At 27.1% G+C, this 15423-nt stretch carries 11 protein-coding genes, 1 tRNA gene and 1 pseudogene; 4 read left to right on the forward strand and 9 right to left on the reverse strand.

The window, feature by feature from the left end:
• Positions 1 to 114: 114 nt before the first annotated feature.
• From hflC to BLA33_RS03300, 4 genes are all read right to left on the reverse strand, one after another.
• Complete coding sequence (gene hflC / locus BLA33_RS03285) at positions 115 to 1086, reverse strand: protease modulator HflC (protein WP_004791798.1); 972 nt, start codon at positions 1084 to 1086, stop codon at positions 115 to 117.
• Positions 1087 to 2022, reverse strand: coding sequence for an FtsH protease activity modulator HflK (hflK, locus tag BLA33_RS03290; protein ID WP_029346781.1), 936 nt, complete (start codon positions 2020 to 2022; stop codon positions 1087 to 1089). It abuts the gene before it with no gap.
• Between the two features lie 52 nt (positions 2023 to 2074).
• Positions 2075 to 3313: a hemolysin family protein gene (locus tag BLA33_RS03295; protein WP_075226476.1), complete on the reverse strand. Its 1239-nt coding sequence runs from the start codon at positions 3311 to 3313 to the stop codon at positions 2075 to 2077.
• An 85-nt stretch (positions 3314 to 3398) separates the two neighbouring features.
• A tRNA-Cys gene (locus tag BLA33_RS03300) sits at positions 3399 to 3471 on the reverse strand.
• A gap of 114 nt (positions 3472 to 3585) precedes the next feature.
• Between BLA33_RS03300 and BLA33_RS03305 the strand changes: the two genes are divergently transcribed.
• Both BLA33_RS03305 and BLA33_RS03310 read left to right on the forward strand, forming a co-directional pair.
• The gene (locus tag BLA33_RS03305; RefSeq protein WP_075226478.1) at positions 3586 to 5112 is read left to right on the forward strand and encodes a UDP-N-acetylmuramoyl-L-alanyl-D-glutamate--2,6-diaminopimelate ligase; all 1527 of its coding nucleotides are present in this window, start codon (positions 3586 to 3588) and stop codon (positions 5110 to 5112) included.
• Between the two features lies 1 nt (position 5113).
• Positions 5114 to 6199: a D-alanine--D-alanine ligase gene (locus tag BLA33_RS03310; protein WP_075226480.1), complete on the forward strand. Its 1086-nt coding sequence runs from the start codon at positions 5114 to 5116 to the stop codon at positions 6197 to 6199.
• Here the strand turns inward: BLA33_RS03310 and BLA33_RS03315 are convergent.
• The 4 genes and pseudogenes from BLA33_RS03315 to prfA all read right to left on the reverse strand — a co-directional run bounded on the left by BLA33_RS03315 (position 6196) and on the right by prfA (position 12347).
• On the reverse strand, positions 6196 to 8460 hold the full coding sequence (locus BLA33_RS03315; RefSeq protein WP_029346780.1) for a ligand-binding sensor domain-containing protein: 2265 nt from the start codon (positions 8458 to 8460) through the stop codon (positions 6196 to 6198). The genes BLA33_RS03310 and BLA33_RS03315 overlap by 4 nt on opposite strands.
• On the reverse strand, positions 8450 to 10453 hold the full coding sequence (spoT, locus tag BLA33_RS03320) for a guanosine-3',5'-bis(diphosphate) 3'-pyrophosphohydrolase (protein ID WP_004791832.1): 2004 nt from the start codon (positions 10451 to 10453) through the stop codon (positions 8450 to 8452). The genes BLA33_RS03315 and spoT overlap by 11 nt, the downstream gene beginning before the upstream one ends.
• A pseudogene (prmC, locus tag BLA33_RS03325) lies at positions 10437 to 11271 on the reverse strand (peptide chain release factor N(5)-glutamine methyltransferase). The gene spoT and the pseudogene prmC overlap by 17 nt, the downstream one beginning before the upstream one ends.
• A gap of 2 nt (positions 11272 to 11273) precedes the next feature.
• The gene (gene prfA / locus BLA33_RS03330; protein WP_029346779.1) at positions 11274 to 12347 is read right to left on the reverse strand and encodes a peptide chain release factor 1; all 1074 of its coding nucleotides are present in this window, start codon (positions 12345 to 12347) and stop codon (positions 11274 to 11276) included.
• Between the two features lie 336 nt (positions 12348 to 12683).
• On the opposite strand from prfA, the gene BLA33_RS03335 reads away from it, so the two are divergent.
• Positions 12684 to 13823 (forward strand): tetratricopeptide repeat protein, encoded by a 1140-nt coding sequence (locus tag BLA33_RS03335; protein ID WP_029346778.1) that lies wholly within the window; start codon positions 12684 to 12686, stop codon positions 13821 to 13823.
• A complete protein-coding gene (locus BLA33_RS03340; protein WP_029346777.1) occupies positions 13820 to 14629 on the forward strand; it encodes a TatD family hydrolase in 810 nt (269 codons plus the stop codon). Before BLA33_RS03335 ends, BLA33_RS03340 begins: the two co-directional genes overlap by 4 nt.
• 52 nt (positions 14630 to 14681) lie before the next feature.
• Here the strand turns inward: BLA33_RS03340 and BLA33_RS03345 are convergent, their stop codons facing one another.
• Positions 14682 to 15422, reverse strand: coding sequence for a hypothetical protein (locus BLA33_RS03345; protein ID WP_075226484.1), 741 nt, complete (start codon positions 15420 to 15422; stop codon positions 14682 to 14684).
• Position 15423 lies beyond the last annotated feature (1 nt).

A 15423-nucleotide genomic window follows, 5' to 3' on the forward strand; every position in this document is an offset into this window, starting at 1 on the left:
ATTTGTTTTTTAAACTTAAATAAAGACTTAAATTGCCACTTTATTTATAATAACAGTAATTTAGAATTTTTATTTCACAAGTTTTTAAAGAAAAAATTTATACAAAATAAATTTTCAATTTCTTTTGTGAAGATATTTAAAGAAATCCATATCTGTTGAGAAAATTTTTCTTTTATCTTTTAATACTGCTTTATAGCTTTCTAATGCCTGCCAAAATTTGTAAAATTCAATATTTTTACCATATGTATTTGAATAAATTTTTGCGGCTTCCCGGTCTCCTTCAGCTTTTATTTTTGCAGCAGTGGCTTTTGCCTCACTTAATAGGCTTAGCTTTTCTTTTTCTATGCTTCCAAGAATTTCTGTTTTTTCAGCTAATCCTATGCTTCTTTGTTCTTCTGCTATTTGTTGTCTTTCTGAAATCATTCTGTTGTTTACGGATTCAATAAGGCTTGGATCATAAGTAACTTTTCTTATTAGTACGTCTACAATTTCAATCCCAATATCTTTGGTATTGTTGTTTGCTATATTAATTATTTCTTTTTCGATTATCTTTCGTCCTTTTGTTATTTTGTAAATCCCATTAATTTTTGTTTCTTGTGGAGTAAGTACTCCATTAGACAAACGTTGGATTGGATCGTTTGAGCTTCTTATAATTTCAAGTAAAGGATATTTTGCAATAACTCCTCTAACAGCGGGTTCAATTGCTGCATCAATTCTAACGTAAGCTCTATTCATTGTTTTTATTGTTGTATAAAATTTATTTATGTCTGCAATTTTCCATCTGGCCGTTGTATCAATCCATATTAATTGCTTTTCCTCTCCTCCTGTTGGGATTCTTTGAGGTTCTCCATCCCATCTAAGAATGATTTTGGGGAATATTTGTACATTTTCAATTAATGGGATTTTATATTTAAGCCCAGCTAAGCTTTCAGTTCTTTGAATTTTTCCAAGTCGAGTAGTTATTGAAATTTCATTTTCTTTCAAAATATAAATTGGTTGGAAAATAGACAAAATAGTCAAGCAAACTATTATTGCAAAGATTGTAATTTTAACAGTAGATAATAAAAGATTTATTATAAATTTCATTTATTTTACCTCTTTAAATGGTAGAAAATTTTTTAAGTTTTTGTCAATTAATTCAATATTATCTTTGTTTTCAAGTATTTCCTTCATAGTTTCATTGTAAAGCCTTTCTTTTGTAATATCTGGATTTTTTAAGTAAGCGTCTAGTATGGCATTAAAAATTTCTGTGTCTGCTAATGCATTGTTTATTCTGCTTTCTTTGTATCCTTTGGCTTCTTCAATAACCTTTAATGCTTCACCTTTGATTTTGGGAACTATTTGATTAAATTCTTTTTTCCCCTCGTTTATGTATTTATTTTTGTCTTGAATGGCAATGTTTACATCTTCAAAAGCTTCGTAAACTTTTCCTTTTGGCGGCAGGGCATTTCTAATTTGTACTTGCACTACATCAATTCCTAAATTATAATTATCTATTATTTCGTTCATAGAAGATTTTACACCTTCTGTAACTCCCACTCTGTTGTCATTGATTATTTCAAAAATAGTATTGTCCCCAATTAATCTATTCATTGATGACTTTGCAATATCCTTGATTGTTGTCTCAGGATCTTCTACTTTAAATTTAAATGAGTAAGGATCTCTTATTTTGTATTGCACTAACCATTCAATATTTATGATATTTAAATCTCCAGTGATAATCATGCTCTCATCGCCTGAATTATCATTTTCTCTAAAATCGTTTGGAGACATTAGAAATCCAAATTTAATTTCTTGGACTATTTTTACAGGTACGATAAATTTTTCTTCAATTAACGGAATCTTAACATGTATTCCTGAATCAAGAGTTCTGTTAAGCTTGCCAAGGCGAAGTACAATTGCTTCTTCTGATGGCCCTACTATGAATATGTTTGCAATAATTATTATTAATATTAGTACTAAAGTAATAATAATTACTAAATATTCATAAGTTTTATTAAAAATTTGTTTTATGTCAAACATTTGTTTCTCCCAATGTTTTTAATTATTTTAATTTTGTAAGCGAATTTTATCGCTAATTTTTAGATTTGATAAAGGTTATTGTTTCAATTTTATTATTCTGAATTTTCTTAATAAAATATTCTCCATCAGCTGTTTTTACGGTTTCGTTTTTTGTTGGTATTTTATCAAGCAGATCTATTAAGTATCCTCCAATTGTATTTGTATACTCTTTATGTTTAATAGATATTCCAATTATCTCTTCGATCTCGTCAAAAGTAGTTTCTCCAAGTATTGAGTAAGTATTGTTGTTGATTTGTGTAATAAGAGGTTTTTCCTCTTTAATGTCGTATTCGTCAGATATTGCTCCAAAAATTTTTTCTACTATGTCTTCTATTGTAAGTATTCCTGAAAAACCACCATACTCGTCAATTACGATTGCCATTATTTTTTGCTTTTTTCTCATAATATCTAATATGTCTTTTATTCTTTTATTTTGTTGTACAAATACAGCCGGCTTAATAAATTGAGAAACATTTTTATTCATGTCTTTTTTATTGACTTCTATAAGATCTTTAGCTATTAAAATTCCAATTATCTGTTCTCTGTTTTGACCTTTGTATATGGGAATTCTAGAATATCCTTCCTCTTTGATCAATTTAATTACATTTTTTAGTTTTGATGAGCTTGAGAGTGAAAAAACCTCTGTTCTGTGAGTCATGATCTCAGAAGCTCTTACTTGATCTATGTCTAGCATTTTTTGCATAAATATTCTAGAGTCGTTTTTTAAAATTCCCAAATTTCCTGCTAAAGAGAGCATATTTTTTATGCTCTCTTTAGTCATTTTATAGCTTGTCTTAATTTTAAGAAGATTTAATATTTTTTTTATTATTTTATTTATTATATATATTATCGGAGTGAATATAAAAATTAATGGTTTTAAAAAAAATGAAGTAGATAGAGCAATGATTTCATTGTTTAGAATTGCAATTTGTTTTGGAAGTATTTCTGCAAAAATTAGAACGATTATTGTTATTAGACCTGTTGATATTGCAAGTGCGCTGTTTCCGTATTTTTCAAGTACAAATTTTGTTGTAAGTGTACTTGCAATAATATTTGATATATTGTTGCCGATAAGAATAGTAGTGATTAATTTTGAAGGGGATTGAACCAAGTTGTACACCGATATTCCCGATTTTCCTTTTTTTCTTATATCTTGTATCTGAATCATGCTTAAAGAAGTGTAAGCTGTTTCAGATGCTGAGAAAATAGCAGATAATATTATAAATAGTAGTATCACGATTAATTCTGACATATATGTATTATTTTAATTTATCTTTAATAAAAATGCTTTAAATTATACTCTTAAGCAATAAAAATATTTTTGACTTGACTTTAGAAGGCGCTGACCGGAATCGAACCGGCGAATCAAAGTTTTGCAGACTTCTCCCTTAGCCACTTGGGTACAGCGCCTTGTAACATTGCTTAGTTTATTAAAAAAATAGAAAATTGTAAATATATTGTCTATTGAAGTATGATTTTGAATTTATTAGCTATTTTTATTAGTTTTATGTAAACTTTTAATGTATGAATAAAAAACTTAAAGACGTTTTATTAAAATTAGATCAAGATTTAATAAAACATATAAAAGGTTCTCTTGATTTAGAAATATCAGGAGTTACTTACAGTTCCAAATTAGTTTTGCCCAGGTTTGTGTTTTTTGCTCTTCCAGGAATTCATTTTGATGGGCATGATTTTATTGAAACTGCAATTCAAAGGGGCAGCAATGTTATTGTGTATTCAAGAGATATGGATTTTTACAGTCCCAATGTTACTTATATCAAGGTAGATAATTTTAACATAAGAAAGTTTATGTCTAATTTTTCAAATATTTTTTATGATGAGCCTTCAAAAAAATTAAAAGTCATTGGAGTCACTGGTACTGATGGTAAAAGTTCTGTTTGTTATTATATATACCTGCTTTTGAAGAAAAAAGGCATTAAAGTAGGTTTTATATCAACGGTATTTCTTGATGATGGGAATGGAAATTTGATTAAAAATCCTTACAGACAATCAACTCCTGAGTCTACAGAAATACATTTATTTTTAAGCAATATGGTTAAAAATAAGGTTCAATATGCAATTCTTGAATCTACTTCCCATGGGCTTGACCTTGAAACAGCAAGGCTTATTGATGTTAATTATTTTGCTGTTGTTTTTACTAATATTGGACACGAGCATCTTGAATTTCATGGTACAATTCAAAATTATTTGAATGCAAAGTTAGGTCTTTTCCGATCTGTTAGTGATGATGCTGGTTTTGGCGTTATTAATTTTGACGATCCTTATTATTCTGACTTTAAGAATGCTGTTAAAAAATCTTTTACTTATAGTTTAAAAAGCAGTAAAGCTGATTTTTTTGTAAGTTTTATTGATGAAAAAATAGATTCTACTAGGTTCGAATTTTATCACAAAGGTGTTAAATATTCTGCTAATGTTAGTCTGTTGGGGAGCTTTAATGTTGAGAATATAATGGCTGCTCTTATTTTAGTTTCTCAAATTTTAAATAGCGATATTCAAGACATTGTTGACAAGCTTATTTGCATTAAAAGTCTTGATGGGCGTATGGACAGTGTTAATTTGGGGCAAAATTTTTCTGTAATAATTGATTATGCTCATACCCCTGGTGCTTTCTCCAAGCTTTTTCCTATTTTTAAAAGATTTGCTACAAATAGGTTGATTTCTGTTTTTGGCTCTGCAGGAGAAAGAGATGTTGCAAAAAGATTTTTGCAAGGACAAATTGCAGATATTTATTCTGATTTAATAATCCTTTGTGACGAAGATCCAAGAGGCGAGAATGGTATGTGTATAATTAAAGATATTGCGAAAGGAATTGTGAATAAAGTTATAAATCAGGATTTATTTTTTATTCCCGATAGAAAACTGGCTATTGAAAAAGCAATAAGTCTTGCAAGGGCAGGAGATCTGGTTGTAGTTTTGGGCAAAGGACATGAAAGTTCAATAATTTATAAAAATAGAGAACTTTTTTGGAATGAGCAAGAGATAGTTAATAATGCTATTTTAAGTTTAGATAAATCAGAAAAGGAGAGGTGATGTGAAAAAAAATCTTATGTTAATATTTGGTGGAGTTTCTTTTGAACATGAAATTTCTTGCAAATCTGCTTATAGCATTTATTTAGCCCTTTTGGATCTAAATAAATACAATATTTATCCTGTTTATATTGATAAGTGTACAGGTATTTGGTATTTATTAGATTCTGTTTCGGATCCTCCAAAGCTCATCGATATAGATGTTTTGCCTATTGTAAGCTTATTGCCTGGTATTGGAATTTTTTCAAATAACAAAAATCTTGAGATCGATGTTGTTTTTCCTGTTGTTCATGGAAGAACCGGTGAGGATGGTGCTATTCAAGGGGTTTTAAAAGTTATGGACATTCCTTGTATTGGTGCTGGCATTATAGGGAGTGCTATTTCTAGCAATAAGTATTTTTGCAAACTTTTGCTTAAAAGCTTTAATATCCCTTTAGTGCCTTTTATTGGATTTAGACAATATGATTATCTTTTAGATAAAGAGGAGATAAAAAGAAATGTAAGGGAGGCTTTAGGCTATCCTGTTATTGTTAAGCCCGCAGTATTAGGGTCTTCAATTGGAATAAATGTAGCTTACAGTGAAAGTCAGATTGAATTTTTTATTGAGGAAGCTTTAAAGTATGACCTTACTATTTTAATAGAGAAATTTATTGAGGCTAGAGAGATCGAATGTTCTGTGATTGGGAATGAAAAGATAAAAATATTTTCTCCTGGGGAAATTATTGTTCAGGATTTTATATTTTATGACTATGATGCTAAATATTCTGTTATTCCTGGAAATTCTATTATTTTTAATATTCCTGCACAACTTGAGACAAATCAGTTGTTAAGCATTAAGGAATATGCCTTTCTTGTTTATAAGAATTTAGAGCTCAGGGGTATGGCAAGAGTTGATTTTTTTGTTGAAAAAAAATCAGGAAAAATTTATCTTAATGAAATAAATACTATTCCGGGATTTACCGATATATCTATGTTTTCTAAAATGTGTAGTCATGATGGTCTTCAGTTTAAAGACTTGTTGGATAATTTAATTAATTATGCTTTTCAAAGTTACAATAATAGAAAAAAAAGAATTAATTTTGAAGATTAATTTAATTTTAAAGTTTTTAAATTTTCAATCTCTTTATCATTTTTTAGTTTGAAGTATTCAAGGCTTTTATATTTTTCTGCTTTAGGCAATATTCCTGAATATTTTATCTTGTAAGAATAATTTATTTTTATATTTTTTTCTTCTTTATTATTGGTTTTATTGTAAATTTTAACTTGATTTTTTTTAACATGTAGATTTGCAAATGCTTCATATGCTATGTCATCTTGAGATTTAAGAGTAAATGCAATTGTTGTTTTTTTAGAGTTAATGTTTTTAAGTGAAAAGATAATATTATTAGCCAATATTTTATAAGGAGTATTGCTTTGATAAATTATTAGTTTAGATGCGTTTTTAAAGTGTAGCTCGATTTGATTTGCAACTTTTTGAGTAACCAAATCAATACTATAAACAGCTCTTTCTGCTATATCTATTTTTTTAAAATCAATATTCATTAATTCATCATTGGCTTTAATGCTAGTTTCTAATGTTTTTTCGTTTGCTTGTAAAGTTAGGTTAAAGTCATTTGAAATTATTTGGATAGGATTTTTATTGCTTTTTAGGTATTCAATTTTTATTTTATTTATTTTTTCTGGAAAGCTAACTGTTTGTTCTATTTGTATTACATGCTCTTTTTTATCGATATTGCTAGATATTATGATTGTGGTTATTAAGAAAAAAGTTGTAAGACCAAGTTTTTCAGCTTTTTTAAAATTTTGTTTAATTTTTGAGAGCTTAGATTTTAAATATTCTGAGATATTAATAAATATGGTAGAAAAAAGACAAATTGAGATTAGATAGCTCAACGTAAGTGTATTTGTGATTGATGTAGTATTTTGTATTAATGTTATCAATATAAAATTGATTATCCAAATAATTATTACTATTATTTTTTGAATAGTAGTAATTTTATTTGGTTTTATTAAGAATAGAATGCTTTTTATAATAACTATTAAGATAAATTCTATTTTAATAAACATTAATATTATTAGCTCAATAATAGAGGTTGATATTGCCAAGTATTTAAGTTGTCTGTAATTTAAATATAATGTGAAATTATATGTAAAAAGAGACAAAAGATTATGTATGAGTAAAATTGTAAAAAAAGTTACTAGATATTTGGAATTTGTTATGCTGTAAGCTGTTATGTTTTCATAGCCCACAAATATTTTATTTGTAATTAATAGGGATAGATACGTGCTTAAAAATAAAGTAAAAAACAGTCTTACTAATTTGTAGTAATTATTTTTTACTTTCTTCATAACTAATCCAGCTTCTTTGAATTTTCTAATGAATACAATTATGATTAAGTTATAACAAATGTAGATTAATGCTATTAAGGCAATTTCATTAATTATTATTTTTTTAAAAGGCGTATTAATGACAATATAGTGTATTTCATTAGTATTTTTACTTTTGTACTGATTAGTTAATGTTTCTTCGATTGATTTGTAAATTTCAAAAATAGTATTTTTATTTTGAGTTAATATAGGATTTAAATTGTTATTTATTATTAAAAAAGGTATAGATTCGTCCCAATATAGATTATATAAATTGTTTGATTTTTTTTCAGTTATTTTTGTTGTATTAAAATCAAGTTTATTCTTTTCAAAGGTTTTTATAATAGCTTTTACAAATTCTAAATTTGTTTTTGAATTTGTAATAAAAGATTCATTTTCTAAATAAATTTTATTTTTTATTCTATTTTCGTTTAGCATTAAGTATATTGTATTTGTATTTTTCCCTAAATAATTATTGCTAAGTAAAATTCTGCTACTAATTATTGTATTTTCTTCTAAAGAATCATCCTCAATAAAAAAAAAATTTACATTGTTTTCAGGGTTAGTATTTTTAAGTGTACTCAAGAGTTCAATAGCAATTCCAATTGCTAAATTATTTTTTAAATTATTTTGTATTTTAATTGGAATGATTATATTATAAATAGCTAAGCCTTTACCTTTGATTTTGGAATGTAGTATTTTTTGAGAATATCCAATAAATCCAATTTCTTGTAAGGAATATTCCATATATTTAATTTCATTTGTATTAAAATATTTTTTTATATAATTAAAAGTGTTTATTATTTTTTCTTGTTTGTTGCTTAGTTGATGAATTTTTTCAATATGTGCTTTTATGTTCTTTTCAGTCTCTATGTTTGCAATTTTATTGTTTAAATTGGATACATTTTTTTTTATTTTGTTTGGTACAATAGGGATGCTTGTCAAGTTAATTAATAATAATGATAATAATATTTTAATTGTCATAATTTTTAATATCTTCTTCTACTTGCATTATTTGTAAGATATTTGGGTTTTCTTTTAAAGCAGAAATAATTTTTGCTATATTTTTAGCATTTGATGAGACTATTATGTTTGTTATTCCATGACCATTCCCGCAGTCTTCTATTTTTTCGCTAATAAGTCTTACGTCATTGATTGTGAAAATGTTTTCAAGATAGCTAAATATTCCTTTCAATTCTTTTAAAAGTAAAATAATGTGATGCACCTTTCTAGTTGGTGTTGCTTCCCACTCAACTTCAATTAATTGATTTTTTTTATAGTACTTGAGCTTTTGACAATTTTCATTATGCACTATTATCTCATCTTTATGTATTATTCCAACAATGTCTTCACCTGTTGTAGGATTGCATTCAGAGTCTATTGCAATTCTTTTTATTTTGGTTTTAGTATAAGCTTTGAATAAGCTAAAAAGCTTTCTTTGTTCTTTGTTTGCTCCAACAAGATACGCAATAATATTGTTGTCTACAAAAATTGTATTGTCATTTTTATTAAGCCACGATCTAATTTTTGATCGAGCTTTTTTTGTTCTTACGCTGTTTAGCCATATTACATCTGGTTTTGAATCTTTTGATGTAAATATTTCAACAATTTGTTCGTTTTTAAGTGGTTTTGTGATTGAGCTTATTTTTCCATTTATTTTTGCATAAAGAGCTTGGTCTCCAATATCTGTGTGTATTATGTATGCAAAATCAATTGAATTTGATCCAAAAGGAAGCTCTACAACTTCTCCTTCTGGAGTGTAAACATATATGAATGTATTTAAAAGCTCTTTATGTATATCATTCATTGAATATTGACTTTTGTTGGCCGATTCTTGTTGCCATTTTTTTATTCGGTTTATAAATGAAAGATCATCAGCCTTAAGTGCAATTTGTTCTTTGTATATCCAGTGAGCTGCAACCCCATAATTAGCAATTCTGTCCATTTCTTCTGTTCGAATTTGTATTTCAATAAGCTGATTATCTTCAGGTATTCTTACGGTAGTGTGTAGTGATTGATATTTATTTTCTTTTGGACTTGCAATATAATCTTTGAGTCTTCCTGGGATTGGTTTCCACACTCTGTGAACAATTTCTAATATTTCATAACATTCTTTTTGTTTTTTACAAATTATTCTTATTCCCAAAGTATCAAAAATTTGAGTAAGTTTATTTGTTCTTGTTTGCATTTTTCTAAATATTGAATAAAAGTGTTTTGACCTTACTGTGATTTCTGCTTCAATTCCGCTTTTTTGAAGTTCTTTTTCTATTGATAATTTGCCTTTGTATAGTTTTTTTTCTCTTTCTATTTTTGTTTCAGATAAAAAATTTTTTATCTCTTTATAATCTTTAGGATAAAGATGTTTAAATGAAAGATCTTCAAGGTATGTTTTAAGAGATGATATTCCAAGGCGTTCTGCTATTGGAACATAAGTTGAAAGGCAATCTTTTGCAATTCTATCTTGTCTGTTTTTAGGCAAATAAGAGAGAGTTGTCATATTATGAAGTTTATCTGCAAGTTTTATTATTATTATTCTAATGTCATGTGTCATTGCAAAAAACATTTTTGAAATAGTATTAGCTTCTTTTATGCTTCTTGTTTTATTGTGTAAATCATGAATTTTAGTTACACCGTCTATCAGGCTTAAAATTTCTTCGTCGAATTCTTTTACTATTTCTTCTTTTTCAATATTTGTATCTTCAAGTACGTCATGGAGTAGTCCAGCAATAGTTGCTTTAAAATCTAGTTGAAATTTAGCAAGAAATAATGAAACCATTATTGGATGAATAATGTAAGGCTCTCCACTTTCTCTGTATTGGCCATAGTGAAGCTGTTCTGCTATTTCTAAAGCTTTGAATATGCTTTTCCGTTCAAATTCATCTTTATAAGTATTCTCAACAGTTTTTTTGAAAATATTTTTAGCTTTTTCAAGATCATTTATTTTTATTAAGTGCGCAATTTCATATGCTTGTATCATATTTTTTGTCCTAATACCAGCGCTCTTGCTCTTTTTTCAAGATCATAAATGGTTTTTAAATGTGAAAATCCTTTTTTGATTGCAAAATCTTTTAAACTTTTTATTTGCCAAGGAGCTGATTCTATTATTATGAGTCCATTTGGGTTAAGTTTTTCTTTTGCTTGGCTTAATATTTTTCTAGAAATATTAAGCCCATCTTTCCCGAATCCTAAAAGAGCTTTTGCAGGTTCTTTTTTTATTTTATTTTTTATTTCTAATTCTTCTTTGTTTAAATAAGGAGGATTTGTAATAATTATATCAAACCTTTCCTTTATGCATTTTAGCAAATTAGAGTGGATTATTTCTATAAATTTTTCAAGTTTAAGCTTTTTTGTATTTTTTTCGACTATTTTTAAAGCTTTTATTGAAATATCTGAGAGTGTTACTTTTTTTTTAGTGTAATAGGCAATAGAAAGCCCTATGCATCCGCTGCCGCAGCATAAGTCTAATATTTTTTTAAAGCCATTTTGTTGAATTTGAATTAAGGCTTCTTCTACCAAGCATTCTGTGTCAAACCTTGGGATTAAGACATGCTTGTTTAAGCTGAATTCAATACCCATAAATTCTTTCTTTTGCAGTATGTAGTGAATAGGAGTTCCTTTTTCTATTTTATCTATTTGATCAAAAAAAAGTTTTTTTTCTCTTTTTGTTAAACTTTTTTTTATATTTGCAATTATTAATTCTTTTCTGGTTTTTAAAATCAATTCAAGTATTAGTAGTGCTTCTATTGTATCTAAATTTTTACTTTTAGCATAATTTATAACTTCGGCTACATTCATTACTATATGTTGTTGCTTTTTAATTTTTGTTCTTGAAGCTCTATTGTTAGGGGATCAAGAAGTTGATCAAGCTCTCCTTGCATAAATTCTTCTAATTTATAAAGAGTGATGTTTGCTCTATGATCTGTTATTCTATTTTGAGGGAAATTATATGTTCTAATTCTTTCAGATCTATCTCCTGAGCCGACTTGTTGCTTTCTATTGCTTGATCTTTGCTCTTGTTTTTTAGAATCTTCAAATTCATAAAGTCTTGCTCTTAGTATTTTCATTGCTTGATCTTTGTTTTTATGTTGACTTCTTTCGTTTTGGCATTGTACAACAATTCCTGTTGGTAGGTGTGTTATTCTTACTGCAGAATCGGTTGTATTGACGTGTTGTCCACCAGCTCCAGATGATCTGTAAACATCAATTCTTAAATCTTTTTCATTGATATCAATTTCAGTTTCTTCAATATTAGGTAATACTGCCACAGTAGCAGCTGAGGTTTGAAGCCTTCCGTTAGACTCTGTTATGGGGATTCTTTGCACTCTATGAACGCCACTTTCGTATTTTAATTTTTTAAATACATCTTTTCCTTTAATTTCAAAGACTATTTCTTTAAATCCCCCAAGCTCTGTTTCATTGAAGTTTATGATTTCTGTTTTCCATTTTTTTCTTTCCGAATATTTTATATACATACTGTAAAGATTGTTTGCAAAAAGAGCAGCTTCTTCTCCCCCTGTTCCAGCTCTAATTTCAATTATTATATTTTTACTATCATTTTCATCTTGAGGCAAAAGCAGTATTTTTATTTGATGTTCAAGATCTTCCTTTTTTTTATCTAGATCAATTAGTTCTTGTTTTATTAGCTCTTTCATTTCTTGTTGATCTTCTTTTTCTAAAATGGTTTTGTTATCATTTATTTGACTTAGTATTTTTTCGTATTCAATTTTTTTAGTATTTATTTTTTCTAAATGTGTATATTCTTTTATTATTTTTGAATATTTTTTTTGATTTTTAATTAGATTTATATCTTGCAATTTTTCTTCTAGTGACTTAATCTTACTTGTTGCTGAATTTAATTTTTCTAAAAACATTATGATTTCTCCTGAAAGATAGTAATAGTTTATATTAATTTTAGATTTTTTTGTTAGACTTTTTAGCAAGTTTCTTGCTAGAATACATATTTTTATGCTTTATTTTAATATTCTTTTTTAAATCGATTTCATGGATTAAATAGAATAAGCTTAAGTAAAAAGATCAATTATATTTTTTTATGTTTTTTTATATAATAAATGTTATTAAGTTGGATATTAAAGTTAGATTAAGTTTTGTTGTATTTCTAAAAATTGAGCTTTGCGTATTATTATTTGTGGTGTGTTCAAGGTAATTAAAAGTTATATCTTTGATAAACCGATTTAAAAGGGGTATTTATGTTGAATGAAAAAATTTTGGATGCTTTAGAGGATCTCTCAAGCATTGCTGATGATCAACTTCTTGATGTCACTGAGAAATCAAAAAGAGGGTACCAGCTGATCAAAGAAGAAAGACTTTCTAAGGCAGAAAGCTTGTTTTCCGATATCCTTGAAAAGGATAATGAGAATAATTATGCTCTTGTTGGACTTGGAGATATTGAAAGGAAGAAAAATAATTACGATAAAGCAATAGTTTATTATCAACGATGCCTTGTAAAGCATCCTAACAATAATTATGCCCTTTTTGGGCTTGGAGATTGTTACAGAAATTTGGATGATCATAAAAAAGCTACAGACATATGGGAAGAGTATTTAAAATATGATCCTGAGAATATAACGGTTTTAACAAGAGTTGCAGCATCTTACAGGAAGCTAAAAAATTTTCAAAAATCCAAGCAAACGTACCTTAAGGTAATGGAATTAATGCCTGAGAATGATTATGCGCTTGTAGGGATTGGCCATTTATATTACGACTTTAAAGAATATAAAGAAGCTTTAAAGTATTGGCTTAAAATGTATGAATTAAATCAATTCAAGGTTGATGTAAGAGTATTAACTTCAATTGGCAATTGTTATCGTAAGCTAAGGGAATTTACTAGGGGAATTTATTTTTTTAAAAAAGCTTTAGAAATTTCACCTAGCAATTTTTATGCTGTTTTTGGACTTGCTGATTGTTACAGAGGTAATAAGGATTATAAAGAGGCTTTAAAATATTGGCTTGATATTGTAGAAAAAGATCCTAAAAATAATTTGGTTCTTACAAGGGTAGGAGATGCTTATCGTTATTTAAATGATTATGAAAATTCTCAAATTTATTATAAAAAGGCTCTTGATGTTGATTTTGATATGTTTGCTATACTTGGACTTGCTCTTCTTCAAAAGGAACAAGGCAGGTATGAAGAAGCATTAATAGCTATTAAAAGTTTAATAAAAAATAATCCTAAAAATTCAGCATTATATGTCAGTGCTGCTGAATGTTATGAAGCATTGGGTCAGATTGAAAGTGCTGTTGATATTTTATCAAGTTTTTTACATCTTGGCATGAAGAATATTGTTGTTATTGATTACCTTGCCTCTCTTAGGAAAAAAATGGAATGATGGACTGCTTACTTGAAACTGAAAAATCTATTTTTTTTGATAAATTAATAGATACCCATGTTCATTTTTATGAATTAAAGAAAAGATCTTTGGATGTCAACTATATTATTAATGAATGTTTTAAAAACGGCTTTTCTTATTTTCTTGATGTTGGTTTGCATCCTAGTGATTTTAATGATAGAAAAAATCTTTTAACCCCTTATTCTAATGTGTTTTTAACAGCAGGTATTCACCCTTTAAATTTAGGTGATCATTTTAAAGATGATATTAAACAGCTTGAAAAAATTTTGATTAGTGAAAATGTTGTTGCTGTTGGCGAAATGGGTCTTGATTATTTTAAGGCAGATAACAAGAGATCCCAAATTAAAGCTTTTGAAGAGCAATTGTATTTGGCTAGCAGATACAAAAAGCCAGTTATTTTACACATAAGAGATGCCTATGATGATGCCTATGATATTGTAAAGTCTTTAAATTTTTTAAATAGGGGTATACTACATTGTTATTCAGGAAATTATGAGTATGCTAAAAAATTTATTGATTTGGGCTTCAAAGTTTCTTTTTCAGGTAATATAACTTTTAAAAATGCAGAACCTTTAAGGATTGTTGCTAGTAAATTAAACGCTAATGATCTTTTAATAGAAACGGACAGTCCCTTTTTAGCTCCAGTGCCATTAAGAGGTAAAATAAATTCACCCTTGTTTTTAGGATATGTGTGTCTTGAAATTGCAAGGATTAAAAATTGCTCTGTTGATGACATTGCTATTGCTATATACAACAGCTTTAAAGATCTTTTATTGTTGCATTAAATTGTTTATTTATAATTATTTGTTTTATTATTATTTACAAATTTAATCATTTCTATTGTTTATAGATGTTAAATTCATATTGAAAATCTGTTTCAACGTCTTTTACTATTTCTATCAAATCAGATTCTTTAAGAGTGATTACATATTTTAACTTAATAATTTTCAAGTCCTTTCTTGTATTGCCAATTAATACGAATTGTATATTTCTGAAAAAAGGCGAATTTGATATTTTTTTTAAAATAATATTATTATCTCTAAAAGAGAATAATATTATTGTTTTTATTTGGGGAGTAATAAATGTTTTTATATAGGATATGTTTTTTTCGTTTATTAGGGTAATATTAACATTTTTTTCTTTTCCCTTTTTTTCTAAATATTCAAGGTCTTCGTTATTTAGAGACAAATCTCTAAATAATAATGTTTTTTGGAAGTCTATTGATTTTCCGTTAAGTAGAAAATCAATAGACTTTTTTAGAGAAAATTTTATTTTTGATAGATTAAAAATTTTCTCTTTTAGAATTTCGTTATTTAGTATTTCATTATTTGATTTATGGGTTAATAGTATTTTTTTTATTGTTTTAAGCTTATCTTTTATAATTTCTAAACTTTTGTCATTTATAAATAGTATTTTGTTTTTTATGAATGGAGTTTTTTGAATTTGAAAAAAATATTCGGTTGCATCTGAAAAAACTATTGCATAATTAAATTGTTTTTCAATAATGGAAGATTCTTTGCATCCTTGTGCTAAAATTGCCAAGAGCGCTATTATGGCAAGTGTTTTTGAGCTAGACATT

Origin of the sequence: Borreliella garinii, from assembly GCF_001922545.1 — a bacterium.
Classification (GTDB): Bacteria; Spirochaetota; Spirochaetia; order Borreliales; family Borreliaceae; genus Borreliella; species Borreliella garinii.

Coding starts and splice junctions, on each gene's coding strand:
- spoT (WP_004791832.1), bottom strand. CDS start 10,453: ATGATACAAGCATATGAAATTGCGCACTTAATAAAAATAAATGATCTT.
- prfA (WP_029346779.1), bottom strand. CDS start 12,347: ATGTTTTTAGAAAAATTAAATTCAGCAACAAGTAAGATTAAGTCACTA.
- BLA33_RS03295 (WP_075226476.1), bottom strand. CDS start 3,313: ATGTCAGAATTAATCGTGATACTACTATTTATAATATTATCTGCTATT.
- BLA33_RS03305 (WP_075226478.1), top strand. CDS start 3,586: ATGAATAAAAAACTTAAAGACGTTTTATTAAAATTAGATCAAGATTTA.
- BLA33_RS03340 (WP_029346777.1), top strand. CDS start 13,820: ATGATGGACTGCTTACTTGAAACTGAAAAATCTATTTTTTTTGATAAA.
- hflK (WP_029346781.1), bottom strand. CDS start 2,022: ATGTTTGACATAAAACAAATTTTTAATAAAACTTATGAATATTTAGTA.
- BLA33_RS03335 (WP_029346778.1), top strand. CDS start 12,684: ATGTTGAATGAAAAAATTTTGGATGCTTTAGAGGATCTCTCAAGCATT.
- BLA33_RS03315 (WP_029346780.1), bottom strand. CDS start 8,460: ATGACAATTAAAATATTATTATCATTATTATTAATTAACTTGACAAGC.
- BLA33_RS03345 (WP_075226484.1), bottom strand. CDS start 15,422: ATGTCTAGCTCAAAAACACTTGCCATAATAGCGCTCTTGGCAATTTTA.
- hflC (WP_004791798.1), bottom strand. CDS start 1,086: ATGAAATTTATAATAAATCTTTTATTATCTACTGTTAAAATTACAATC.